The organism is Novosphingobium sp. PASSN1 (assembly GCF_002278815.1).
Genome location: NZ_NKIS01000022.1, coordinates 1 through 22,253 on the forward strand (window position 1 = coordinate 1; position 22,253 = coordinate 22,253).

22 protein-coding genes and 2 pseudogenes are annotated in these 22,253 nt (G+C 57.4%); 10 read left to right on the forward strand and 14 right to left on the reverse strand.

Annotation, left to right across the window (positions count from 1 at the left end):
• The first annotated feature begins 145 nt into the window (after positions 1–145).
• The 3 genes from CFE35_RS21575 to CFE35_RS21585 all read left to right on the forward strand — a co-directional run bounded on the left by CFE35_RS21575 (position 146) and on the right by CFE35_RS21585 (position 2,638).
• Positions 146–394, forward strand: coding sequence for a hypothetical protein (locus CFE35_RS21575; RefSeq protein ID WP_292933850.1), 249 nt, complete (start codon positions 146–148; stop codon positions 392–394).
• A gap of 123 nt (positions 395–517) precedes the next feature.
• A complete protein-coding gene (locus tag CFE35_RS21580; protein ID WP_292933852.1) occupies positions 518–1,585 on the forward strand; it encodes an SHOCT domain-containing protein in 1,068 nt (355 codons plus the stop codon).
• Positions 1,586–1,609: 24 nt separating this feature from the next.
• On the forward strand, positions 1,610–2,638 hold the full coding sequence (locus CFE35_RS21585) for a hypothetical protein (protein WP_292933854.1): 1,029 nt from the start codon (positions 1,610–1,612) through the stop codon (positions 2,636–2,638).
• Positions 2,639–2,773: 135 nt separating this feature from the next.
• Here the strand turns inward: CFE35_RS21585 and CFE35_RS21590 are convergent, their stop codons facing one another.
• Together CFE35_RS21590 and CFE35_RS21595 are read right to left on the reverse strand one after the other, a co-directional pair.
• Complete coding sequence (locus CFE35_RS21590; RefSeq protein WP_292933855.1) at positions 2,774–3,334, reverse strand: tyrosine-type recombinase/integrase; 561 nt, start codon at positions 3,332–3,334, stop codon at positions 2,774–2,776.
• A gap of 138 nt (positions 3,335–3,472) precedes the next feature.
• Positions 3,473–4,195 carry a hypothetical protein gene (locus CFE35_RS21595; RefSeq protein WP_292933857.1) on the reverse strand — a complete coding sequence of 241 codons (723 nt, stop codon included), beginning with the start codon at positions 4,193–4,195 and terminating at the stop codon, positions 3,473–3,475.
• Positions 4,196–4,912: 717 nt separating this feature from the next.
• Between CFE35_RS21595 and CFE35_RS21600 the strand changes: the two genes are divergently transcribed.
• The gene (locus CFE35_RS21600) at positions 4,913–5,212 is read left to right on the forward strand and encodes a DUF6626 family protein (protein ID WP_292933858.1); all 300 of its coding nucleotides are present in this window, start codon (positions 4,913–4,915) and stop codon (positions 5,210–5,212) included.
• A gap of 179 nt (positions 5,213–5,391) precedes the next feature.
• Here CFE35_RS21600 and CFE35_RS21605 read toward each other — a convergent pair whose 3' ends face one another.
• The 6 genes from CFE35_RS21605 to CFE35_RS21630 form a co-directional block, all read right to left on the reverse strand.
• Positions 5,392–5,718 carry a DUF3768 domain-containing protein gene (locus CFE35_RS21605; RefSeq protein WP_292933860.1) on the reverse strand — a complete coding sequence of 109 codons (327 nt, stop codon included), beginning with the start codon at positions 5,716–5,718 and terminating at the stop codon, positions 5,392–5,394.
• Positions 5,718–6,110, reverse strand: a complete 393-nt coding sequence (locus CFE35_RS21610) for a hypothetical protein (protein ID WP_292933862.1) — start codon at positions 6,108–6,110, stop codon at positions 5,718–5,720. Before CFE35_RS21610 ends, CFE35_RS21605 begins: the two co-directional genes overlap by 1 nt.
• 211 nt (positions 6,111–6,321) lie before the next feature.
• Entirely contained in the window at positions 6,322–6,492 is a 171-nt protein-coding gene (locus CFE35_RS21615; RefSeq protein ID WP_292933863.1) for a hypothetical protein, read from the reverse strand.
• Positions 6,493–6,623: 131 nt separating this feature from the next.
• On the reverse strand, positions 6,624–6,950 hold the full coding sequence (locus CFE35_RS21620; protein WP_292933865.1) for a hypothetical protein: 327 nt from the start codon (positions 6,948–6,950) through the stop codon (positions 6,624–6,626).
• A gap of 202 nt (positions 6,951–7,152) precedes the next feature.
• Positions 7,153–7,785 carry an AAA family ATPase gene (locus CFE35_RS21625; protein WP_292933867.1) on the reverse strand — a complete coding sequence of 211 codons (633 nt, stop codon included), beginning with the start codon at positions 7,783–7,785 and terminating at the stop codon, positions 7,153–7,155.
• Between the two features lie 57 nt (positions 7,786–7,842).
• Positions 7,843–8,598, reverse strand: coding sequence for a hypothetical protein (locus tag CFE35_RS21630; protein ID WP_292933869.1), 756 nt, complete (start codon positions 8,596–8,598; stop codon positions 7,843–7,845).
• 184 nt (positions 8,599–8,782) lie between these two features.
• On the opposite strand from CFE35_RS21630, the gene CFE35_RS21635 reads away from it, so the two are divergent.
• Positions 8,783–9,574 carry a hypothetical protein gene (locus CFE35_RS21635; protein ID WP_292933871.1) on the forward strand — a complete coding sequence of 264 codons (792 nt, stop codon included), beginning with the start codon at positions 8,783–8,785 and terminating at the stop codon, positions 9,572–9,574.
• Positions 9,575–10,508: 934 nt separating this feature from the next.
• On the opposite strand, the gene CFE35_RS21640 is transcribed toward CFE35_RS21635, so the two are convergent.
• The 3 genes from CFE35_RS21640 to CFE35_RS21650 all read right to left on the reverse strand — a co-directional run bounded on the left by CFE35_RS21640 (position 10,509) and on the right by CFE35_RS21650 (position 14,645).
• Positions 10,509–12,803, reverse strand: a complete 2,295-nt coding sequence (locus CFE35_RS21640) for a TonB-dependent receptor (protein WP_292933873.1) — start codon at positions 12,801–12,803, stop codon at positions 10,509–10,511.
• A gap of 207 nt (positions 12,804–13,010) precedes the next feature.
• On the reverse strand, positions 13,011–13,223 hold the full coding sequence (locus tag CFE35_RS21645) for a hypothetical protein (RefSeq protein WP_292933874.1): 213 nt from the start codon (positions 13,221–13,223) through the stop codon (positions 13,011–13,013).
• 366 nt (positions 13,224–13,589) lie between these two features.
• A complete protein-coding gene (locus CFE35_RS21650; protein ID WP_292933875.1) occupies positions 13,590–14,645 on the reverse strand; it encodes an NADP-dependent oxidoreductase in 1,056 nt (351 codons plus the stop codon).
• Between the two features lie 196 nt (positions 14,646–14,841).
• Between CFE35_RS21650 and CFE35_RS21655 the strand changes: the two genes are divergently transcribed.
• The gene (locus tag CFE35_RS21655) at positions 14,842–16,164 is read left to right on the forward strand and encodes an aromatic ring-hydroxylating dioxygenase subunit alpha (RefSeq protein ID WP_292933877.1); all 1,323 of its coding nucleotides are present in this window, start codon (positions 14,842–14,844) and stop codon (positions 16,162–16,164) included.
• A gap of 276 nt (positions 16,165–16,440) precedes the next feature.
• Here the strand turns inward: CFE35_RS21655 and CFE35_RS21660 are convergent, their stop codons facing one another.
• Positions 16,441–17,259, reverse strand: coding sequence for a glucose 1-dehydrogenase (locus tag CFE35_RS21660; RefSeq protein WP_292933878.1), 819 nt, complete (start codon positions 17,257–17,259; stop codon positions 16,441–16,443).
• A gap of 248 nt (positions 17,260–17,507) precedes the next feature.
• On the opposite strand from CFE35_RS21660, the gene CFE35_RS21665 reads away from it, so the two are divergent.
• Both CFE35_RS21665 and CFE35_RS21670 read left to right on the forward strand, forming a co-directional pair.
• Positions 17,508–17,654, forward strand: coding sequence for a hypothetical protein (locus tag CFE35_RS21665; RefSeq protein ID WP_292933880.1), 147 nt, complete (start codon positions 17,508–17,510; stop codon positions 17,652–17,654).
• A gap of 134 nt (positions 17,655–17,788) precedes the next feature.
• Positions 17,789–18,556, forward strand: a complete 768-nt coding sequence (locus tag CFE35_RS21670) for a LuxR C-terminal-related transcriptional regulator (protein WP_292933885.1) — start codon at positions 17,789–17,791, stop codon at positions 18,554–18,556.
• Positions 18,557–18,567: 11 nt separating this feature from the next.
• On the opposite strand, the gene CFE35_RS21675 is transcribed toward CFE35_RS21670, so the two are convergent.
• Positions 18,568–20,208, reverse strand: coding sequence for a GMC family oxidoreductase N-terminal domain-containing protein (locus CFE35_RS21675; RefSeq protein ID WP_292933882.1), 1,641 nt, complete (start codon positions 20,206–20,208; stop codon positions 18,568–18,570).
• A gap of 158 nt (positions 20,209–20,366) precedes the next feature.
• On the opposite strand from CFE35_RS21675, the gene CFE35_RS21680 reads away from it, so the two are divergent.
• Positions 20,367–20,792: a nuclear transport factor 2 family protein gene (locus tag CFE35_RS21680; protein ID WP_292933884.1), complete on the forward strand. Its 426-nt coding sequence runs from the start codon at positions 20,367–20,369 to the stop codon at positions 20,790–20,792.
• A gap of 537 nt (positions 20,793–21,329) precedes the next feature.
• Here the strand turns inward: CFE35_RS21680 and CFE35_RS21685 are convergent.
• Positions 21,330–21,557: pseudogene (locus tag CFE35_RS21685) on the reverse strand (IS110 family transposase); the annotation flags it as partial.
• A gap of 96 nt (positions 21,558–21,653) precedes the next feature.
• Between CFE35_RS21685 and CFE35_RS21690 the strand changes: the two are divergent.
• Positions 21,654–21,856: pseudogene (locus CFE35_RS21690) on the forward strand (IS3 family transposase); the annotation flags it as partial.
• Positions 21,857–22,253: the final 397 nt, after the last annotated feature.

Here is a 22,253-nt window from a genome sequence, read left to right on the forward strand (position 1 = left end):
TCCACCACCAACATCCCGATCTCGCCACCTGGAAAACCAGGCGGCCCGCTACACCATCGGAATGAGGGGTCCCTTTTAGACGCCGATCACCCCGCTAACGGGGTCCCTTTTGCACGCCGGTCCACAGCCTGACGGCACTGTGTCCATGAACCTTCGTCAGACTTTCAAAGCCTTCCTCAAGGATACGGGCTTGCTGGAATGTCCGCGCACTGGGCAGCAGCGCACCCTGTATAGCCTGCGCCACACCTATGCCACCTTGGCCTTGCTCAATGATGGCATGGACGTTCACACATTGGCTAGGCAGATGGGCACCTCGATTGCCATGATTGAGCGGCACTACAGCCACCTCACGCCCCGGCTCAGGAAGGACATGCTGGCTGGGCGGTGGTCGTGAATGGTCGTGTGACACGACTGATTGTGGAAATGAGGGCGGAGGCCCGCGCCAGTCCATGCGTTAGAGCCTTTTCGCTTATTGACAGCTTGGACCGGGCCTATCACCCTTATCCGGGGGTCAAGCATGGACGTTAGATATCCAAAAGAATCCAGTGGTCGCTGGTCGATATTGAATGGGCAGATAGAACGCGGCTATCCTAGGAAATGCTACGATCTCACCGACAACGTTCGGCAGATTGAAGTTATGCGGCATAACGCTGCCGTTGCCGCCGTCGCTGGCAGGGATGGATTACCTCGAGCAGCAGCAGGCGCAATTCTCGGATTTCTTATTGCAGGACCTTTAGGAACTGTCGTCGGCGCAGGAGCTGGCGCATCGGGCGCCAGCGCAGGCCGTGATGGCGTTTCAGAGAGCTACACCATCACGATCACATTCAAAAACCATCAGTTTTTGCTTGGCGACGTTTCGATTTTTGAGCTTGAGCAGCTTAGAGGATTCTTGAACGCCTCTGCTCAAACAGCAATTCAACCGGTCGGAAGTGCGGCATCCGCTGCTGCGTTGCCGGCTGCCGCAACCAAGGCCAAGTCTGACGCTTACGCGGTCTTGCCTGAACCGATCAAAGGCCGTTCAACAAAGCAGAGGCCATTTCCGATTTTCAAGCTGACGAAGAATCTCGGTAAGCCGCCCGAAGCCAAAGCCATAGATCTGTTTTTTCGGCATCTCCAGGTCGCCTTAGACAGCCTCAATACGATCAAATGGCGGCACTACGATCTGGAGGTGGAGAGCGATCTCGAAATGGCCGAGGTTGTCGCGGTCGCATTGTCGGCCACCAGCCACCAAATTCGCCAGCTATCATCATTGTCTGGGACAGCCGATGAGGTTGTCGATGCGCTCGCAACATACTTCTCGGCCCTTATCCCAGAGGATGGGGTGCGGAAGGCATGGGCGAAGTCTAAACCGTCATCGGTCGTCTCGAAGGCAGGTGCCTTGAAAATATTCAAGAAATGCCGGTCATTTGATCCTCGCCCAGAAACTGTAAGCGAGCCGGAGGCTGCGAAGTCGCCAAACGGTCAAGTGACATTTGATGCTGACGAGATTGAGCAGAAACTGACAAAGCTAAAGAGTTTGCTGGATCGCGGTGTAATTAGTGATGATGAGTACCGTTCGGCACGGATGAAAACTCTTGGCATCTAACGTAACAGTGGGGAAGCATCAAAAATGTCGGACAACCAGAAATCAAAAAAGCAGGTCGCAAGAGATTATTTCGCTTCCCTCAATGAATCAATTCCACTGAGAGAGAGGGTTGATGACCTAGTTGAATATATGAAAATTCAGTTTGTAAATGGCCAAACGGAGAGAGTTGTATTTAATTACATTAGAGACATTATCCCTGATGAGAAAATGCCGAGATCTAATGATGAAGTTTTTCAAAAAATTATAGAACGAAAATTTCTGAAAGAGACAAATTATTACCGTGAAACATTGTTATCTAATGATAAAAATAGAAATATGACTATATGGAATTATATGAATTCTTTAGAAAAGATTTTAAAAATTCTCCCTCTTGTGAATTTATATGCGCCATTATTGGAAAACAGATATCATTGTTTTCGTCGGGATGGTAAGCTATATTTATCAGAGGGCCAAGAGGTTAAAGATAACGGTTGGATTTCCAGAGTTTGGGAATTGGGGGATGATTTGAAAAATATTTTTCCATTTCACTCTAAATCGCAGCTTGATCATCCTATTTCTAATGACACGATCGTCGAAATATCAAAGATTGTCTTATCTCAGGCTGAGGCTGAAGAGATGAGAGTTATTCTTAAAAAATACATCAGCCCACACCTTGCATTTGAGGAGTTGAAAAAGGGTGGGAGTTCTAGTTCGCACCTATCCAGTGGAGGTGGGGTAAAAAATTCTGGCGGGAGTAGTGGCCTTGGTGGCATCATACTTGCCCTGATGTTATTAGCTTTATTGGGGTATGTATTTCTAAAACCTAGCTCGCCATCTGCCTCCAGAGCCTCAGAATCCAACGTGGCCTCTGACGCTGGCGGCTCCGGTGGATACAGTGCCGGATCTAGTAGTACTTACAGCGGTTCCTCGTCTTCCATCCGTAACAGCATGGCGTCTGACACTCAAGAAAAATACGACAATCTGAGCTCGGAAGGTAAGGCTTATGTAGATGATCAGATGAAAAAGGCCGATGAGTTTTGCGCCAGGCATCCAGATGTTCAAGGCTGTTGGTAGGCTGTATTCTGGTTCGCTCTGCTGGAGGTGTATGGCACGATTTGTACTGCAGCCGTCTACTCCGTTGCCATGAGAGCCGTCAGCTGGCTGGGGTGCTGCCGTGAACGGTCGTGTCACACGACCATTCGTCGTCAGTCAGAGCAACTCAACAGCGGCACTCAGCTGATCGGGGTTCACGTCGATATACCGCTGCGTGACCTGAATGCTGGAATGACCCGCAAGAGCGGCAAGCAAGCGGACGTTGATACCCTTGTTTGCCAACCGGGTTATGAACGAGCGCCTGCCGGAATGGCTGGACGCACCTGTCAGGCCGCATTGTGCGTATATGTCGAGGAACAGCTGGCACATGGTGTTCGGCGAGAAGTGTCCGCCCTTTTGGCTTGGGAACAGCGGATCAGTGGCCAAGGCTGTCTGGGGCACGAATGAACGCAGTTCCCGGCGCAGCTTCTGGTTCAGGTACGCAGTCCGCGTCACGCCGCCCTTGGTTTGCTCAGCGCCCAATGTGAACTGGCTGCGGATTTGCCCATCATCGCCACGCACATCTGAAACGGTCAGCGCCGCTATCTCTTTGGCTCGAAGCCCGAGGTGGAAGCTGACCATAATGATCGCCCTATCCCGTGCTGCATGTCGCCGCGTAGCGCAGTGCGCCATGACTAGCTTCAGCTCTGCCTCATTGAGTGTCCGCGCCTGCTTCATTTCCTAAAAACCTCATATAATCAGTTATATGGGTATATATTCTTAGGTTATGTGCGGGCAACCGGTCGTTGATCTGCAAAGCCATCAATGATTTCAACGAGGTAAGCTGAAACCTAATAGAAGTACGATTTCATTAGGTTAGTGCCGGGTGGGCGCTGCTTCGTCGTTTGCTCGCGCAATGGGAAGTGCCGCAGCCCACAAGGGTGTTTTTACAAAGTGCCGTGTACGTTCCAGACCGCGACCATTCCGCTGTTCCTCCAGCAACCCCGCCCAGCAAAGTGGCCGCAGCACATGGATGTAGAGCGTGCCGGTCAGGCGGTAGTCGCGCAGCATCTCTTTTTCACTGACCCCGAACAGTGCTGCGCAAAGCCGTTCCTTGGTGACAGCCACCTGTGCTTCTTGATTGATGACGCCCAGCAATATGCCCCAGTCGCCGTCCAGCTGATCGCCATATCGGGTGTATTGGCCGTGATCGAGGACGCAGAGCAGGTGCGTGGCCAGGACGATCCACAGCACCGCCGGATGCGATTTGAGCTGCTTGCCCTGCTTCGTGACCTGCATCGCACCCTTGTAATGCCTGACCAGCTTCGCGCTCAACAGCACATCGTGGAGGATCATTAACGGCGGAAAATCTGGCTCATTGAGCACCTTGTTCATGTCATACAGCTCTGCGGCCGTATAATGTGGCCAATCGAATGCCTCAGCTGCCCAAGCCACGAAATACCGCTTGAGCGCCTTCAATGGGGTCAATCCAATCGGCCCATTTGCCTCGATATAGCCCAGTGTCAGCAATGCCGCCTTGAGCATGGGGGAATGCACAAGCTCGGGTTCATCATCGGTTATGGGCTCAAAGTGGATCATTGGCGATATGTGACCGATCAATCAGGTGACGCCAATATCCAACATGGATTACGGATGCCATGTGGATATTGCGGGGATGCATGAAGGATTTCGCGAAGCTCAATCTCCTCACAGCTGACGCTGTTCGGTATTTTTCTTTCTCATCTGATTAATCCCAAAGGCCTTTCGCTAGGAGGAACAAGCCACGCCGTTTCCGGCGTGACCCCTGTTACGGACCTTTCGCTGAGGTACCCAAACAACCGATATGGACACAACTTGGATAAACCAAGGGAGGCAGGTTTTGCGATCTCCTCATTACGTGCTCGTCAAACGCACATCACCAGCAGCCCATATCGGTAGCTCTCGCCGGTGACGTTGTGGGGTACTGTGGCATCCCACTCACTTCAGCCATAAAAATTTTAAGCCTGAAAAATTGGCGCATTTCTGCGCTATCCACCATTACGACTGCGCAAGTTATATTCTCCTCTGACCTGCGGGGAGACAACCTTAAGGCATCCAGCATGGTTCGCATGATGGGTAGTGCGCAGAAGCGGAATAACGAGAAATTCCTTGCCTACCGTCACAATGCCTTGCGGCCATGCCAAGAACGGATTCAGCAGCGCATATCAGTCGGCGCGCCAGCCTTTGCCTCGTTTGTTTTGCCCAGTCGGGCGCTAAATACAGTGCAGTTTCAAGCAGCTCTGCCTTCATAGCTATTTAGTAACAGAGGCAAAAAACATGGAGAAAACGGTTCTAACGGAGATATTTGACATGCTGCGCGGCATGAATGTGGTGGCGAACGAAGGCGAATTCAGCAGGGATTGGCTGGGGCGCAGCGAATGCTACCTGCGTTCCGTGCGGTTCAAAGGCACCGAGCCCAGCGTGGCCACCATCGCCATCTGCGCAAGCAAGCTACAGCACTACGGCAATCAGTTGGTTAAACAAACCGATCACCGCGAGCTTGGGCGGCGTTTCCTGTCATTGAGCGAGCAGTGCCACGCGCAAATCAATCAGCAGAGCAAAGCGATGTGGCTCTAAGAAATCAGCCCAAGGGTCCATTTTAACATATTATTTTCATAAGGATAATCGATCAACCGGAAAGGCATGCATGCACGTGAAAATCCGCGCTGCAATTTCTGCGCGATCCGAAATCTAGGAAGGGGCAATCTTGCAGGTCATGGGTTCCCCGCATTTGCGCGGAACCCTGTGCAACGCAGTCAATATTCCTGGGCCAGCATCACCGTCAGCACCCTGCAGGTCACCGTGGGATCGGTTGGATCGGGTGAGTGCATGAGCAGATCAAGATCGTAGTAGTCGAATTTCCAGAACACGAGCTGGCCCGCACACTCGAAGCTGCCGAAGTCATGCTCGCCATGAGGATCATTTTGCTGATTGAAGTCGGTGTAGCTGGTGACCCGTTCAAAAATCTGGCCCACATCACCCAAGTTGGCAATGCCCTGCGTGATCACCACGCGGCAGCCGGTGAGCGTGGTGCGGGCAGCATCATTGAGCGCGGCAATTTTTGCAGCGTCGTCGGCGGCCATTAGGCCTTCTTCCGCTTGGAGGTTGCCGCAATGGCTGCATCAAGCTCGCCGGATTTCGTGGCAGCTTCAAATGCCGCCAGTGCCGCACCAACCTCAGAGAGCTTGTTGACGAACAGGGCATTGCTGGTGCCATCGAGCAGCAATGGCCGCGCACCATACCGGCACTGAACATAGTAGCCGCCGTCCTGCGCCACGAACCATGCGCGGACCGCCTTGGGCTGCTTGCCTTCGGATTTAACGGGCAGCGTATAGCTGTCTCCCTTGATGGCTGCCGCCAGCACCAGCTTCTGGATTTCGATGGCGGCAATGAGGCGGCTGCGCCGATGCTCAATGTGATTGTTGGATTGGGGGCGATCCAACGTCTTCAGCGTAAACTTTGCAAACTGGCTCATTTGGCCTGCCTTTCATCGTCGTTGTCGATGATGGCAGTATATGGTCAGGCGACCCGGCGGCCTACCGGAAAGGCGATAAAATCGCATAAAATCAGATATTTGATGGAATCCGTTCTCAAATCAACGACGCTTGATGCGGAAACGCGCAAGAATGCTGTGGTCTGAGCAGCATAATGCTGCTGTCGCTGATTTATGGCCGACTAGTCACAGCCTATGCCGGAATGGTTTTGCCCTTGCGCAGCTTATTCCAGTACGTCTCCTGCTCTTTCTTGCGTTTCTGCGCATCCTTCTCGCGCTTCAAGCTATCCCGCGCTTGATCCACCTGACGCTTTTTGGAGGCAATGGCGTACTGCGCCGGGTTCAGGGGCTTGATCGGCTTCAACGTGGAAAATTCATAAAATCTCATACTCTTATTTAGCTACTGGCATCGAGATAGGCGGTGGCCTACTATCCAGTGGGATACCGAACATGCAGCCGCCCGCATCTTGCCGACGGCTGCACTGGGTTCGCAGACTAAATTAGTCGGGTTAATCCCGGGATGTCGAAAACTGATTCCCACTCGAAGTCTTTGGTGTAAAGCTCCACGTTGGTGAGGCTGATATTTGTCAGGCCGACCAGATTGTAGTTTGCAATAGCTTTCTCGGCAGCCTGCCAAGAACAATTCAAGATTGGCAGTATGAGTGCCGGATCTACGAAAAGCGTATCATGAATGGCGGTCGCGATCAGCATTTCAGTTGAGGTGTCGTAGCTCCATGTCGCCAAGTTAAGATCAACATGGTTGATGAGAGTTTTCAGAATCGGAGTAAGCCTGATCAAATCGCTTTGATTTGCATCAGACATTATAAAATCTATGCCTCCGATCTGTGCGGTTTTCGGCTTTACATTTATTGAAATCATTACAATATTCCTTTTTTTTGATAAATTGGTCTGCACAGGGCAAAGCTTTGCCCATCTTCGAACAGCAGGGTGCTGATCGAAATGTGCAGACCGAGATTGTTGGTTTTGGTGTGTGGCGAGCTTCGAACCCGCGCAGGTTAGTCGGTTAAACCGACTGATTGACGTTGCGTTTCGCGATCACGTAGTCGTCGATTGCGCGCATGGTGTCGCGGATGCTGCCATTGCTTGTCGCAACAATGCTGCGCACAATGTCAGGCGTGTAAGAAACGCCTTCGGCATCGAGGATGGTGCTCGCCCGCTCGATCCACGCATCAGTGCTAATGGGCGGCAGTTCCACCTGATCGAAACGATCAACGAGCGGACCATCCATGGTGTAGTGCCTGTTGGTCGTACCGATGATGCTGCCCCAGGTGTGCTGCTCGACAAAGCGTCGCATACGGTACTGATCGATGGGCTTAATTTGGTCGATCTCGTCGATGATGACAGTGGGAACCTCAACGCCCCTGATGCGCTGCCACTGCCAATCATTGAGAATTTTGTCGAACGTGTCAGCGGTGAAATCTGCGCCAATGTAAGTGCTAGCCAGATCGGGATCGCCGCAGCGAGTGCCAGCGATTACCGACGCAGCAGTGGTCTTTCCTGTGCCGGCTGGCCCATGCAGAATTAGATTTTCGTTGCGAATGCCGGCGGCATATTCGGCGATGCGTTGGCGGGTGTCTGGATCGCCAATGACGAGATCGTCGACCTTTTTGGGATTGTACTTGTGATTGTTTTTCATGATAAATTCCTTGATAGATGGAGGGTGGGCGCAATGGCCCACCCTGAGTTTTGCTAGTTAGACCGCAGCAGCTTCTTTGATCGTGGCCGCACGAGACGTTGCTGCCTTGCCCGGCGCAGCATCAGTCGTCGCATTCTCATCGTCAGCGATTGCGTCGCGCTCGTACGCGGCGAGCAGCGAGTTGATGATCGTCTCGTTGTTCGAGCGATAAACAATGCTGCCCGTGCCATCTGCGTCTTTGCGCATCAGCACCGCCATGAGTTCCAGCCCGTTGTCGTTGTCGGGCTGAAGATCGTCGATGAGTGTGATACCCCCAAGGAGGGGTTGAGCACTGGCGACACGTTCTTCACCGCCTTCGATCAGTTTTGCGCGCTTTTCCTTCTGCGAAGGCTGGCCATTAGCGGTCTTGCGAATTTCTTCGATTCCGCCGCGATCAGTAATGAAGGCATGCATGCTCTGCGTGTCGGGCTTTTCGAGGTCTGCGACATTGATGACGGTGGCATATGTGAAAGCTCGCTTGCCACAGTCCCCGAAAACAAAGCGCACGACCTTTGTGGTGAGGCTTGTGTTTTTCTGAGACGGCATACCGCGTTCGATCAGCATTACGTCGATGGTCTTGATAAGCTTGCGCTTACCTGCTTTCATAATCTTGATCTGCTGATAAAAAGTCTGACAACGATCAAGTACGCTGTAAAGTTCTTCATTGCTCTTTTTGTAGCTGCCCGCTTCCCAGTTTATGCGTGCAGTTTCAATATCACTGAGTGTGAACAGCGCGTTGTCGAGGGTGATGGCATTTGTGTTGGTATTAATCATTTTAGGTAGTCCTTCTAACCTACCCGGCAAATATGCGGGGCTTTGGATGTGACGCAGCGGAACTGCTGTGCCGTTGACCCAAATGTCAGAAGCGCGGGTGATTCGGATTTGGCTGGATTTGCCTCGGCGCTATGGTGTTAAGGTCGCGATTGAACGAACCGATACGGGCGCAGGTGGGGGACAGATGCACAAGCAGGTGCTTTTCAATCGGCAGAACCACTCGATCTTCGTGTTTCGTCAGGCGCCACCGTTCATGGAACGCGAAATGCCTGACGACGTGTCACTGGGGAAATTGCCCAAGCCACCTTTCACAGGAGCTGCTGGCTGGGAGTGTTCGGCCTATTATTACTGGTGGCTCTTCGTTCGAGAAAATCCAGCCATCCGCGACTTTTTGATGTCTGGCGCTGGACCACGCCCCGGCACAGTCGCCTTCGATTTTAGGCGGGTTTTCAAGATGGGTTTCCGCGAATGGTGGGAAACTGAGGGCCGCTATCTGTTCTGCGAGCCCCGAGAAAGTGGCATAGAAGTGGTGATGCCGCCAATTTCCGAGGAAGCTTTGGAGGATCGCTTGCTGGTCTCCATCCCGTTTCGTGGTGACATTGAGCAGACTTTAGCGGGCCTACGAAAGCTGCTGAGCAAGAACGCTGATGCCTTCAAATCGGAACAGGGGGTAAGCCGCGCCCGCTACCCAGTCATCGGCAAACCGGTGCTGGCAGCTTTGCACAAACGCTACCGTGTCTATCGCATCCGACGCGATCAACCTGACCTTTCGCTTCATCAAATCGCTGATGCTGCGGGCATTCAGGTAAATGGTGATCCCAACGATACGGACACCAAAAATCGCAAATCAGCAACGGTCAGCCGTTATTACAAGGAGGCGAAGCACATTGTTGAGCATGCAGGCATGGGCTTGTTTCCGGTGATGGACCCAAAGCAGATCGAAGGTATCAAGGTGAAAGCGCGTCGCCCCACGTGATCGGGAATGGTCTGTTAAACTGACTGTTTGTGATGGTGCAGGGCGCGCCGCAGCAAGCGACCTGATGTGGGGGGCAATCAGTCGCGTCACACAACCATTCGTGAAGTGGGTCAAATTTGCCCGACGAACGCCATGACACTCCCTGAGCAGCGTCAGAACAGCTATGCAGCCTCCAATGCGCTCTGGGGCTGTCAGCCGCTGGAAAACGCTGTTGTCAGGTGCTTGGGGTGTGCTGCACGGTTTTGACGGTCAAGCATCTGAAATTAAACGGTAAAGTGGCACGGCGTCAGACACGGCCCAGAATCGACATCGATAACTCATTGAAATCATTAGTCGGTTTGGACCAGCATTAGCATCATAATCCGCGTGTCGGGGGTTCGAGTCCCTCCTCCGCTACCAACCTCGGGTCCGGTAGCTTCCAAGCGCTTCCGCATTTTTCCGAAAATTCAAGAGAAAGCAGAGGGTTGCGGGTGATTCGCGTCCGCATTTGCCCGATGCCGTCCCCATGCAGCCAGATTTGGTGTGGGGGTAATTTGGGGGTATTTTCGCGGAGTGCCGGAAAGGAGCGATACCCCCAATGCCTCTCACAGAGACTCAGGCCCGAAATGCGAAGCCAACCGACCGGGCTTACAAGCTCTCCGATAGCGAGGGGCTGTTCCTGCTCGTTCAGCCAAACGGCACCTGTCCGTCGTCAGAACATTTGGGGCTACTCAGAAGGCTCATCGACATCTTCCAGCCAGATGAATGCGTCAACTACTTCAGCTCATGCGGATATGATCTAGATTGATCGAAAAATGCACTAAAGGTAATTCAGTGTAGTCTTGAGATAAAGTTTGATTGCAGCGTATTTTTTTCGTCTTCAGCAACGCTAAAGAGGCGCGGGCCGATGCCCGCGCCTCTTTAGTCTTAATGGTTCAGAAATTATTGCTTGGGATCAGAACTTGACGCCGAGCGTGCCGCCGAAGGTGCGCGGTTCAAGCGCCGAGGCAAAGGCCCAAAGGCCGGTTACCCCACCCGGAGCTGTGACTGACTGGGCAACCGTGAAGGACGCCGTGGTCGTCTGGACATTGGCCAGATTGCGGCCATAGACCCGCACGTAGGCATCAGCACCGCCGAGCGTGAAGTTTGCGGTCAGGCTGGCATCCAGCAAATCCTGCGTTTTGGTGCGGACACGGGGATCGTTGCCGCTGACCAAGATGGGGCCAGTGGCGAGATTGCCCGAAACACCAGCGATCGAGATCTGCTGGTCATAAGGGCTGATATGACGCCACTGGAGCGAGGTCACGACGCTTCCAAAGCTGGTCGGCAGGCTGTGTTCACCCGCCAGCGATCCGCTGAAAGTGGGGGCATAGATGAGATTGTTGTTGGTGAAATCGAACGGAACAATGGCACCAGCCGGATTGAGCCCACCAACGACATAGTTGCGGAAGTGGGAATCCATCAGCGACAGGCTGGCGGTCAACTTGAAGCCCGCACCCGGGCGCAGTGTCGCATCCGCCTCGATGCCCTTGATCAGCGCACCGCCGGGCACGTTGCCGGTGATGGTCTGGTTGCCGGTTGCGCAGGTGCAGGGAATCGTCTGGTTCTGCTGAGTATTCTTGTAGTCGGCAACGAATCCGGCGACGTTGAGCTGGAGCTTCCGATCGAGCAGATCGAGCTTGGTGCCGATCTCGTAGCTGTCAATCGTTTCGGGTTGGAAGGCAACCTGGGCGCGGATCGCGTCGCCAGCGCGCGGGCTGAAGCCGCCGGAGCGATAGCCGCGGGTCCAGCTGGCATAGAGCAAGGTGTCGTTGTTGGGGCGGAAGTCGATGCCCACCTTGGGGGTGAACTTCGAGAAGTTCGCCTTGCCCGGCGGGAACGGTGCGCCCTGGAAACCGTTGTTCAGGATCTTGAGGTCATGCGTCCAACGGCCGCCGAAGCTCAGACGGAACTTGTCAGCAAACGCCCAGTTGAAGTCGCCAAAGCCGGCATAGGATTCGGTCTTGGCGTATTCGATCTGATAACCCGGCGCGATCTTTGCCGGATCAGCCGCGTTGAGCAGGGCATTGCCGCCGCCAATGGTGGTGTATTGCAGGAAATTGTAGTGTGAGTTGAAGTAGAAGCCGCCGACTACGTAGTCGAACGTGCTGCCGATCTTGCCGGAAGCGCGCAGCTCCTGGCTCCACTGCGTATACTGTTGCTGACGCAGGACATAGTAGAGCGAATTGGTGCCGAAATCCTGCGTCTGACTTTCGTTGCTGTGCCGCCAGCCGGTGATCGAGGTCAGCTTCACGTCGCCAATCTCGTAGTTCATGCGGAGCGTTGCCGCCGGTGCCTTGTAGGTGGCATAGGTCGGGAGGCCGGAGATTTCGTCGATGTTCTTGATGGGCGTAGCGACCCCGTAGAACGCTTCGCCGGGCTTGGTCAGGCTGACATTGACCGGCACGAAGGACTGTTCGAGGTTTTCGACAGTCAACTGCGCGTCGAAGGGCGAGCCGTCGGGCCTGAACAGCAACGAGGCGCCGTAGCTGTCACTCTTGCTCCCGCCGGTGCGTGTCTTGGAGGTGGTGTTGAAATAGTAGCCGTCCGAAGCATTGTGCGAATACCAGGCCTTCACGCCAAAGCTGTGGCCGTCACCCAGATTGATGATCGCCTTGCCCGCCCAAGTGTTCCACTTGCCATAGCTGATCTCAGCCTTGGCTCCGGTTTGCATCGTCGGCTTGCTGCGTTCGATGCTGATGACGCCGCCGATTGTGTTGGCGCCAAACAGCGTGCCCTGGGGCCCGCGCAGCACTTCGATCTGGCCGATGTCGAAGGTATCCTGCAGCTGGCCAGTGTTGGTGCCGATCGTCACGCCATCGATGACGACGCCGACGGTCGGGGTCTGCGATTTTTCGACGTCGGCATAAGTGAGGCCGCGGATCGACAGGTTTGCCGCCTGTGCGCCTGAATTCTGCTGGGTGATGAGCAGGCCCGGCGCTGCGCCCTGAAGGTCGCCGATATTGACCGAGGCCTTGTTCTCAAGCGCGGCCGTATTGATCGCTGTGATCGCGATCGGAGTGGATTGCAGCGTTTCCGAGCGTCGGCGGGCCGAAACGATGATCTGGCCGCTGTCGCCGTTGTCGCCGCTTGCAGTTGCCGAGGCACCGGCATCTGCTGCGGCCTGTGCAAGGGCAGCATCCGAGAAACCGAAGAGCGCAAATGTGGATAGCGCGGCAACAGCCGAGCTGCGGGCAAACGCAGAACGCATGATTATCAACTCCCCCCGGATCGGCATGCATGCCGCCGTTTCTTATGTCGGCTGCGCGTATGCAATGCAGCGCAGGAGGGAGTTAACTGCGACATGTCACAGGTTGGCGAGTTGGAATGAGTGTTTTGGTTCGAATCAGGACTGCATCTGCCTGGTTTAGGCACCATCGAGGGCAATGATCGTATCTGCCATCGCCTTGCAGGCAATTCACGCGCCGAACACGAATGCCCGCGCCATTTTCTCGCCGATGGCGTTCAGGCCCATCGGGATATTGGCCATGCGGCTCTCGAAAAGGGGGGCCATGTTGTCCTTGAGCTCAGTCCAAGGGCTATCCTCGGTCATTGCTCGACCGGGCGTGATGCAGTTGACGCGCGCGTCCTGCAGCGCGAGCGTCTGCGACAGATCGGATGAATGGGGCATGCCGCTTCTAGCTCATTGTAGGGCTGCATGCCCCTGAGGGGCTCGACCGCACCGGTCGTGATGATGCGGATGATCGAGCCTGCATCGGACTTGACGATGGAGGCCTTCGCTGCCGCAGCGCATGGGACGGATATCGTCCTGCATCGCGGCATGCCAACCGGCATCACTGCCCTCGCCGAAGTTGGCGGAACCACTTGGCGCTTCAGCGTGGCCCCTGCGCCCGATCCTGCCAATGGCGCCGACCAGAATGGCCTTCCTGTCCTTGAGCCCCAGATCCATCACGCACCCATTCTCCGGTTGAGAGTGCGTGCACGACAATTGGCGCGGTGTGGTGACGCGGCCGGTCGCGTTGGGGCTAGGGAAAGTTCAGGCGGCGCCCGGTACGCGCCAATCGGCAAGTGTTGTCACGGCGTCGTCGAGCCGGACCAGTGTCTTGCCCGAAGTCTGGCCGGACATCAGTCGGATGAATGCCTCAGGCGCAGCTTCGATCCCCGTGGCAACGTTTTCGGTGGCGACAAGTTCGCCCGAGCGGATCCAGCCGGTCAGCCGGGCCTGCGCTTCCTCGATCAGGTCCGCTGCCTCGTAGGCGAGGAAGCCGCGCATGGTGATGCGATTGACCAGCACCTGCCAGATATTGGCGATGCGGTAGGGATCGGTCTGGTGGTTGTAGTTGGAGACCATGCCGCAGACCGGAATACGCCCAAAGGCCTTCATCCGGGGCAGCACCGCGTCGAGCGTCGCGCCGCCGACATTGTCGAAATAGAGATCTATGCCGGACGGGAAGTGCCGGTCGATCTCGGCACCTAGATCCGGTGCGGCGCGGTAGTCGATGGCACCGTGAAAGCCGAGATCCTCGACAATTGCGCGCGCCTTTTGGGCGGTGCTCACGGTGCCGATCACCCGGCAGCCGCAGAGGCGCGCGACCTGTCCGGCGACAGAGCCGACCGCACCGGCCGCCGCGCTCACCAGAACTTCGTCGCCCTCGCGCATTTCGCCATAGCGCTTGAGCCCGACATAGGCCGTGATGCCCGACCACCCGGCGGCACCCATGTAGACGGTGAGCGGCAAGTCCGGCGCGACCGACACGTTCTCAAAGGCGACCGAATTCGGCGCGATGACCGAATAGTTCTCCCAGCCGATGAAGGCCCGGCCGAAATCGCCTTCGCGGAAATCGGGGTTGCGGGAGGCCACGACCTCGCCGAGCACCATTGTGGGGATCAGCCCGCCGATCGGTACCGACGGCAGATAGCTCTTCACATCATCGAGCATGCCGCGCACGGCAGGATCGATCGCGAAGACGCGGTTGCGCAGGAGCACTTCGCCTTCGCGAAGTTCCGGGACCCGCGCCTCCTCGATTCGGAACGTATCAGCCGTGGGCACGCCTTGCGGGCGCGCGGCCAAAACGATGCGGCGGTTGATCATGGCTCTCTCCCCAAACTTGCGCGGTCTTCTGGACGAGCGCCGGGTCTCGGTAAACTGGCCTTCGTCACAGTTTATTCCGGGTGAGCTAGCCAAAGCTGCAGGTACCCCGGTGCCGCCGGCCGCGCTACATCACGGGAAATGCTCAGGATCGCCCGATGGCGAGAACGCCTGGCCAGAGCATGACGAGGATTGTGCCATGAATGCTCCCGAGAATACCTCGCGCTATTCGCCCGAGTTCGACATGCCGGTACGCGGCGATGTGATCACCGCCGACCGCTACATCTCGCGCGAATGGATGGAGCTCGAAAACCGGCACCTCTGGCCCAAGGTCTGGCATCTGGGAGCGGTCCTCGCCGAGTTCGAGGAACCGGGCGATATCGTCCGCCACAATTTCGGCAAGGAATCTGTGATCATGGTCAGGCAGGAGGACGGTTCGATCCGCGCCTTCTACAACACCTGCCCGCACCGTGGTAATCGCCTCGTGCTGGGCGATGTCGCCAGCGTACCCAAGATCGTCTGCGGCTATCACAGCTGGCAGTACGATCTCGATGGCACGCTTTCCGCCGTGCAGGATCCCGACGACTTCGGGGGGGGCAACCCCTGCGGCAAGGTGAAGCTTACCGAACTGCGCTGCGAGACCTGGGGCCCGTTCGTGTTCTGGTGCATGGACGATGATGTGAAGCCGCTGCTCGCATGGCTGGATCCCTACCCGGAGCGGCTCAAGAACTACGGGCTCGAGAACTGGGTGCGCGTGCTCAACCTCTCGGCGGATGCGGACTTCAACTGGAAGATCATCCGTGACAATTTCAACGAGAGCTATCACCTTCCGACGATCCATCCGGAGCTGGCGACCTTTATCAACGATGGGCTGCCGACCACGCTGTTCGAGATGTATCCCAGCGGGCACAACGCGATGTGGATGATCGGCCATCAGGCGACGACGCGGAAGGATTTTCATTCCGCAGAAGTGCCTGCCCCGCTTGACGATATCGCGCGCGCATGGGGGATCGATCCGGCGGACTACAATGGCCGCACCGGCGACATCCGCGCGGCAGTGATCGCGGCCAAGCGCAAGCTCGGGCCGGAGCGGGGCTATGCCAACTATCCCGACATGACCGACCAGCAGCTGGTCGACTATTTCCACTGCACGATGTTCCCCAACCTGACGCTGACGATGTCGCCGGAACAATGCCAGATCCTGCGCACCGAGCCGCATCCGACCGACCCCGAGAAGTGCATTTTTCAGCACTGGTGCCTCTATCCGCCGGTGGAGGGGATGCAGGAAGTTGAAACGCCGATCGGCATGGTGCCGCTGCGCCACGATGCGGCGCATTACCATACCCGTTATGGCGAGGGCGTGACGCTCGGCTTCGTCGCGGATCAGGATCTCTCGATCGGCACCAGCCAGCAGCAGGGTCTCAATTCGCGCGGCTTCAAGGGCTGTATCCTGCCGATGCAGGAGAAGCGCATCCAGCGCTTCCATGAGCTGCTCAACGACATGGTGCTGGGCAAGGACTGACGCCGCTGCACAGCAGGCGAGAAATCGGCTCTGGCGCGCTTGCGGGATGACTTTCCCGTCTGGCGGTCCGTGCTAACAGAATGGATCGGAGCGAGTGAAGAGCAAGCAAGGCTAGTGAGACCGCAAGGTCGATGTCGCCGTGCTTGGGGCGACCGACGCGGCCTATCCGGCGGCGCAGGTTGTTTGCCCGCAATCATCGCCTCGCCGTTTTTGCCCGCGCTGGGCTCGACATAGCGTTTGAGGATCGAATTCAGCATACGCTGTCGAGCGTTATTGTTATTGTGCGGTCCATCCCCCGTCGATCACCAGTTCGGCGCCGGTCATATAGGAGCTGTCCTCGCTGGCGAGGAAGAAAGCGGCGGCGGCCAGTTCCGAGGGATCGGCGAGGCGGCCAATCGGCGTGCGGCCCGCGACCATGTCGACGAGGTCCTGCGCCTTTTCGGCGGCACCGCTATCGACCCAGCGCTGGAAACCCTGCTGGAGCAGCGGGGTGGTGACGAAGCCGGGATGGAGCGAATTGGCGCGGATCGGCATGCCCTTGGCCGCAAACTCGAGCGCGATTCCCTTGGTGAACATTCGCACCGCGCCCTTGCTGGCATTGTAGGCGGAAACCTCGCTCATCCCGACAAGGCCCATGATCGAGCTGACATTGATGATCGAGGCCCCGCCTTTGAAATTGGCACCACTCGCCGCCATTATCGGAACGAAGGCGCGCGTGCCCATAAACACGCCGTCGACATTGATCGCCATGATCCGCCGCCAACCCTCGTCGGTCAGCGATTCGACCGGGCCGGTCAGGTCGGTGCCGGCATTGTTGACGAGGATGTGGAGGCGGCCATGATGCGCCTCAACATGGGCGCGGGTGTGCTCCCAGTCCTCGGCGCGGGTGACATCGGCCCGGACGTAGCTCGCCGCCTGGCCATGCCGGGCAAGCGCCGCGGTGACGGCTTCGCTATCGGGGGCATCGAGATCGGTCAGTACGACTTCCGCACCTTCGGCCAGGAAGCGCACCACGCAAGCCTCGCCGATCCCGCGCAGACCCCCTGATACCAATGCAACGCGTCCCTTCAGCCGCTGGCTGCCAAATTCGCTCATGTTCCCGTTCTCTCCCGCTGCTGCCGTGCTGAAACCCTGTCACTTTTCAGCAGGTGCCGAGGAAGAATGACGTAACACCATGCCCGCTGTAACCTATGCATTGCGCGGGGGTGACGCGGACGGGGGGCCGCGCCACAAGGGTTGGCAAAGTCCCCGGATGTGCACTGGCTGCGCCAGCAGGATTGGGACAGCACAGGAATGAGCGAACAGGGCAGGAGGCGCATCCGCCCCGGAGCAGCTGCGTGCTGATGTGCGGCGGCGTTTGGCGCGATATGGACGTCGCCCGGCTCGAATTGCTCAAGCTGCCGGCCGAGGACGCGCGCGTGCCAACCTGCGTGTTCGAAGACTTCGAGTCTATCGCCGCGATCAAGGCGGCGGATCTCTTCATCACCTAGGCCTGCGACTGAGGCTGCCCGACCCTGTGCCGACTCTGCTGCGCGTTTGTGTTCACTATCGCGCCCAAGCAAGCAAAAGTGGATTGCCTCCTCCGCTGGGTGATTTTAGAGGACGTCGACGGAAGAGGAACGCTATGGACCTGTCGATCGAGACGATCAACTCGGTACGGATCAGCGGATCCGAGGATATCCGGCGGGCTGCCGAGGCACTGCACACTCTGGCGTTGCAGATAGGGTTGCGTGCAGCCCCTGCCCACAACATTGCCGACAAGCGCACGCCGGTCGATGTCGAAGACAACATTCTCGCACGCGATGTGTTCGGCTGGCAGGAGGGCAAGGTCTGGTGGTGTAATGCGCGGATTGCGCTAAATTCGCCGATCACCACGGCATGCCGGTTTGAGAGCGAGCCGTTTTGGGTGAACGCGGACGGATTTCGCACCCGCCATCCCAACCACTACCTCGCCGATATCGACCTTTCCGAGTTCGAGCAGCGCGCGATGACCCGCGCGGCGATTGTTGTGCCGGTGCATCTGCCCTTCGGTCAGATCGGCGCAGTGAGTTTCAATCCGATCGACCGGTATCTGATCGACCTGACGCAGTTGTTCCACGATCACAGCGATGCGCTGGGTGTTTACGCGCGGACCTTCATTGCGAGCTATGTCCATGTGAAAGGATCCGTTCAGGCGCTGCCGCCAGGCAACCGGCTTTCCAAACGCGAGGTGGAATGCCTGCGCTGGGCTGCGGTCGGCAAGACCGATCTCGAGATTAGCATGATCATGGCGCGCAGCCGGGCAACAGTGCGGTTTCACATCCACAACGCCTCGATCAAGCTCAATTCGGTGACGCGCAGCCAGACCGTGTTCAAGGCCGCGCAGCTCGGATATATCTCGCTCAGTCGTTGAACCGGTCGGCCTCAGACTGCGGTCCGCCGGTCTTCCTTGATCATTTCTGCCGCGCGCAGGGCGAGAGCCATCGCCGGTGCATTGGTATTGCCGGTGATGTGCCCCGGCATGACCGAGCAATCGACAACGCGCAGGCCTTCGGCGCCATTCACTCTCAAGCGCGGATCGACCACGGCGCGGTTATCGCTGCCCATGCGGCAGGTGCCGATGGCGTGTAGGCCGCACTGCGAATAGCGGCGGAACGCGGCGAGAATGTCCTCGTCGCTTTCCACTCCGCGGCCGGGCAGCAGTTCTTCGCCAAGAAGGTCACCCAGCGGCGGCGAATCCATGAAGGCACGCATCTTGCGCACCAGCGCCACCGCGCTTTGCCGGTCGTTTTCGGTGGTAAGGAAATTGGGCATGATCTCCGGCGCATCAGAGGCGCGGGGACCGGTAATGCCGAGGCTGCCCTCACTCGTGAGGCGAAGCAGCTGGCCATAGATCGTGACACCCGGACGGCGGTCGATCTGGTCGAGCGGGACGGGGTTGTTCTCGTCGCCCAGCGCGAATGTGTAGCCACCGAGATAGAGCTGTGCATCGGTACGTCGATCGGGATGGTGGACATTGCAGAAGGCGCCAACCTCGAAGGGGCCCGTCGCCATGATCCCGCCGCGCGTCACGAAATAGCGCGCCATCGCAGCCGCAAGGCCGAGGCCATGGAAGCTGCGGTGTGTGCCCTTGCCGCGCTCCAGGCGGTAAGGCAGCGAGATCGAGAGATGCTCGATCATGCGCTCGCCCACGTCGGGAGATTCCGCGACCACGGCGACGCCCGCCTGCTGCAGCCGTTCAGCGGAACCAATGCCCGAACGCTGAAGCAGAAGCGGACTTTCCATGGCGCCTGCCGATACGATGATCTCGCCCGCGCAATCAAAGCGCATCGGCCGCCCGGCGACATCTGCCTCGATCGCCACGGCGCGGCGCCCGTCGAACACGATTCGCTGGGCCAGGGCATGGGTGACGACGGTGACGTTGCGGCGCTTGCGCGCGGGTGCCAGAAACGTGTCGGCGGCGCCTTGGCGGCGGCCATGGTGGATATTGTGGCTGTAGAGCCCGACACGCGGACCGGTGCTGCCGTTGAGATCGTCAACATGGCGCAGGCCGAGAGCGGTGCCCGCCGCGATCATCTGATCGGCGAGCGGATAGGTGTAGATCGCGGGATCGACGTGGACAGGTCCGCCGCTGCCACGCAGTTCGGACGGGCCGGCAGCGTGGTCCTCCAGCGCCTTGAACGCCGCAGTCATGGTCGCGCCGTTCCAGCCGGTCGCGCCCTTGTCGCGCTCCCACGCGTCGTAGTCTGCGGGCTCGCCCCGGCTCCAGATCATGCCATTTACCGAGGAAGAACCGCCAAGGCCTTTGCCGCGGATCCAGAATTCGCCGGTTTCGCCGCCCGCTTGCGCACCGGATTCGCGCGGCTGGGTCACGTTGTAGAGCCAGATCTTGTCCGGGTTGGTGACGAGCTTGGCGACGCCCTTGGGCAGCCGGTTCCAGAACCCGTTCTCGCCGCCCGCTTCGAGCAATAGCACGCGCGTGGCGCTATCGGCGCTCAGCCGTTCGGCAACCACACAACCCGCTGAACCCGCACCGACGATGATATAGTCCCACACGCCGTTCATAGTCGTTCTCCCGCGCCCGGTAGTGGCACGGAAAGACGCGATCGCTGCCTAGCAGTTTGCTAAGCCTCGCGGTGTGCACCTCGTTTATCGCACAGGTGCTGCGCGGATTGGCTGAAGCTAGTGTCACGTTGGATAAATTATGTGCAGGAGAGACGACTATGCCCTTCACCGGCCCGATCGAAGACCGCATCGCGATCCGCGAACTGCTCGATGCCTATGCCGATGCAGTAACGCTATGCGATGCCGAAGCGTGGGGTGCGACCTGGGACGAGGATGCCGAATGGTCGCTCCCCGATTACCCCGAAATCGGCACCACTCGCGGCCGCCCGGCGATCGTGGCGATGTGGGTGGAGGCAATGAAGGGCTTTCCCGGTATCATGTTCGAAGCTTGGCCTGGCTCGATCGAGGTGGAAGGCGATACGGCGCGGGTCCGCAGCTGGACTTCTGAAATCTACGATCAGAGCGGCCTTACGCTGCGTGACCGCGGGCACTATGAGGATCTTTGTGTTAAGCGCGAAGGAAAGTGGCTGTTTAAGAGCCGCAGCTTCCGCAACATTCACCGCCAAGCGACGCCGAAGGGGTGATTAGATCGAAGAATGTGCATTATATAATTGCATATTAATATAATTTTTAAAAATTATCGAGATTCTACGTGAATTTCATTTAATATCTGGCGGTTCTATGCTTGCCGGCCTGGCGTCATGTCGTGGACGACCTCCACACCAGCATAGCTGTGCGATGATGTGGTCGTTGTAGGTCCATGTGTGGACGACCTCCGCTGCGTAAGAGCTTTTCGGCAATGAAGACCTCGGTCGGGTGCATCCATGCGTTCGGCCTGTTCGTGCAGCGCCTGATGGCTGCTGGCCTTGATGAAGTCCGCAGGCTGGCTCCCTAATCACGTCAGTGCGCTCGAAGCGCTGTGACCCTCTGGATTTCATCAACCCCCGGTCTGACCGGTTGGTCATTACTACAGAGGTGCTCCAACGCATCCCTTCACGCCAGTGTCGAGCGATCTATGCGGCGATGGCATAGACCTCCATCTGCGTCATCACGACCCAGGCGATGCGGGCTGTCTTGTTGGCTAGCACCACCGTCGCGATCTTGGTCGGGTTGCGCTCGAGCATCAGGGGCACCTTGTGGCCGATCGCGATTAGCTCGCGCGCCCAGTGTTGTGCCGATGCGCAGGCTTCCATGACGATCAGGCAAGGGGGCAACTCCCCGAAGAACCGGATCACCTCGGAGCGACGCAGCTTGCGCCGTATTAGCAATGCGCCATCGTCCGCGATGGAGTGCACTTGGAATACATTCTTCGCCAGATCCAATCCGACGGTGACAACCTCCTGCCCCATTGAACGACTCCTAGACGTGGACCTACAACGACCACATCTTTGCACAGCTACGCTTGTGCGGAGGTCGTCCACGACATCACGTCACCGTCCCTCTGTGGCGGGCTCATCCACCATAGCGATCGTGGATCGCAATACGTGTCCATCAAGTACACCGAGCGCCTCGCCGAATTAGGGATTGAGCCCTCGGTTGGCAGCGCCGGCGACAACTATGACAACGCTTTGGCAAAGACGATCAACGGCCTCTACTAAGCTGAGGTGATCCATCGGGCTGACCATGGCGCAGCTTCGAAGCGGTCGAATAAGCCACGCTTGAATGGGGTAACTGGTTCAACCAAGGTCGGCTCCTGGAGCCGATCGCTCAGCCAACTATTTAACGTAAAGCCTTCGATCATCCGGTAACTCTGGTTGGGAATGGCTGGAAAAATACCCCACTGCAACAGATTGCACTCTGGCCGCCGAAAAATAAAAACACGTCATCGCAGACCATGGGCGAGCGGAGGTATTGATGGGGGTAGTCTGCGTTAATACTCAATAAAAATAGATTTTATCAGTTGTTTGAGCTGAATATTTGGATCCCTCCTCCGCTACCATCCACCAACGTCCGTATCGTTCCACTTGCCGCAAGGTATGTCCGGTTGGTGGGCTAGTTTGCCCGGGAGCCAGCGGGAACGGTGGTCTTTTTCTATTCAAGGCGAG

What these genes read in the sequence shown, in the direction of transcription:
- CFE35_RS21595 (WP_292933857.1), bottom strand. Translation starts at nt 4,195, where the DNA reads ATGATCCACTTTGAGCCCATAACCGATGATGAACCCGAGCTTGTGCAT.
- CFE35_RS21630 (WP_292933869.1), bottom strand. Translation starts at nt 8,598, where the DNA reads ATGATTAATACCAACACAAATGCCATCACCCTCGACAACGCGCTGTTC.
- CFE35_RS21600 (WP_292933858.1), top strand. Translation starts at nt 4,913, where the DNA reads ATGGAGAAAACGGTTCTAACGGAGATATTTGACATGCTGCGCGGCATG.
- CFE35_RS21675 (WP_292933882.1), bottom strand. Translation starts at nt 20,208, where the DNA reads ATGAACGGCGTGTGGGACTATATCATCGTCGGTGCGGGTTCAGCGGGT.
- CFE35_RS21650 (WP_292933875.1), bottom strand. Translation starts at nt 14,645, where the DNA reads ATGATCAACCGCCGCATCGTTTTGGCCGCGCGCCCGCAAGGCGTGCCC.
- CFE35_RS21585 (WP_292933854.1), top strand. Translation starts at nt 1,610, where the DNA reads ATGTCGGACAACCAGAAATCAAAAAAGCAGGTCGCAAGAGATTATTTC.
- CFE35_RS21620 (WP_292933865.1), bottom strand. Translation starts at nt 6,950, where the DNA reads ATGTCTGATGCAAATCAAAGCGATTTGATCAGGCTTACTCCGATTCTG.
- CFE35_RS21655 (WP_292933877.1), top strand. Translation starts at nt 14,842, where the DNA reads ATGAATGCTCCCGAGAATACCTCGCGCTATTCGCCCGAGTTCGACATG.
- CFE35_RS21665 (WP_292933880.1), top strand. Translation starts at nt 17,508, where the DNA reads ATGTGCGGCGGCGTTTGGCGCGATATGGACGTCGCCCGGCTCGAATTG.
- CFE35_RS21605 (WP_292933860.1), bottom strand. Translation starts at nt 5,718, where the DNA reads ATGGCCGCCGACGACGCTGCAAAAATTGCCGCGCTCAATGATGCTGCC.
- CFE35_RS21680 (WP_292933884.1), top strand. Translation starts at nt 20,367, where the DNA reads ATGCCCTTCACCGGCCCGATCGAAGACCGCATCGCGATCCGCGAACTG.
- CFE35_RS21635 (WP_292933871.1), top strand. Translation starts at nt 8,783, where the DNA reads ATGCACAAGCAGGTGCTTTTCAATCGGCAGAACCACTCGATCTTCGTG.
- CFE35_RS21580 (WP_292933852.1), top strand. Translation starts at nt 518, where the DNA reads ATGGACGTTAGATATCCAAAAGAATCCAGTGGTCGCTGGTCGATATTG.
- CFE35_RS21625 (WP_292933867.1), bottom strand. Translation starts at nt 7,785, where the DNA reads ATGAAAAACAATCACAAGTACAATCCCAAAAAGGTCGACGATCTCGTC.
- CFE35_RS21640 (WP_292933873.1), bottom strand. Translation starts at nt 12,803, where the DNA reads ATGCGTTCTGCGTTTGCCCGCAGCTCGGCTGTTGCCGCGCTATCCACA.
- CFE35_RS21590 (WP_292933855.1), bottom strand. Translation starts at nt 3,334, where the DNA reads ATGAAGCAGGCGCGGACACTCAATGAGGCAGAGCTGAAGCTAGTCATG.
- CFE35_RS21575 (WP_292933850.1), top strand. Translation starts at nt 146, where the DNA reads ATGAACCTTCGTCAGACTTTCAAAGCCTTCCTCAAGGATACGGGCTTG.
- CFE35_RS21660 (WP_292933878.1), bottom strand. Translation starts at nt 17,259, where the DNA reads ATGAGCGAATTTGGCAGCCAGCGGCTGAAGGGACGCGTTGCATTGGTA.
- CFE35_RS21610 (WP_292933862.1), bottom strand. Translation starts at nt 6,110, where the DNA reads ATGAGCCAGTTTGCAAAGTTTACGCTGAAGACGTTGGATCGCCCCCAA.
- CFE35_RS21670 (WP_292933885.1), top strand. Translation starts at nt 17,789, where the DNA reads ATGGACCTGTCGATCGAGACGATCAACTCGGTACGGATCAGCGGATCC.
- CFE35_RS21645 (WP_292933874.1), bottom strand. Translation starts at nt 13,223, where the DNA reads ATGCCCCATTCATCCGATCTGTCGCAGACGCTCGCGCTGCAGGACGCG.